The sequence below is a fragment of the Leifsonia sp. SIMBA_070 genome, from assembly GCF_046534635.1.
GTDB lineage: Bacteria > Actinomycetota > Actinomycetes > Actinomycetales > Microbacteriaceae > Leifsonia.
Map to the genome: position 1 here is coordinate 1 of NZ_JAWRYK010000418.1, position 264 is coordinate 264.

The window sequence follows — 264 nt, forward strand, 5'->3', positions numbered from 1 at the left end:
GTTTACATATGTCCAGTAGCAATCCAATAGTATCCATTATCTTTCCGGTAAAAAATGAAGGTATTAACGTAAAAAATACGTTAGATTCTTTAGTAAAAGTAAAAACAGACTTTAGTTATGAAGTTATAATTGTTGATGATGCTTCTGAAGACGCATGTTGTGAGTTTTTGTCTTCCCATGAGTACCCAATCACGATTACACTAGTGAAAACGGACGGTTTAGGTGCTGCAAATGCACGAAATGTTGGTTCCAAAAAGGCTAACG

General features: G+C 35.2%; 1 protein-coding gene. It reads left to right on the forward strand.

Annotation, left to right across the window (positions count from 1 at the left end; genetic code table 11):
* Positions 1-264, forward strand: a 264-nt coding sequence (locus tag SB754_RS20910) for a glycosyltransferase family 2 protein (RefSeq protein ID WP_410784269.1), incomplete at both ends; no start/stop codon positions are given.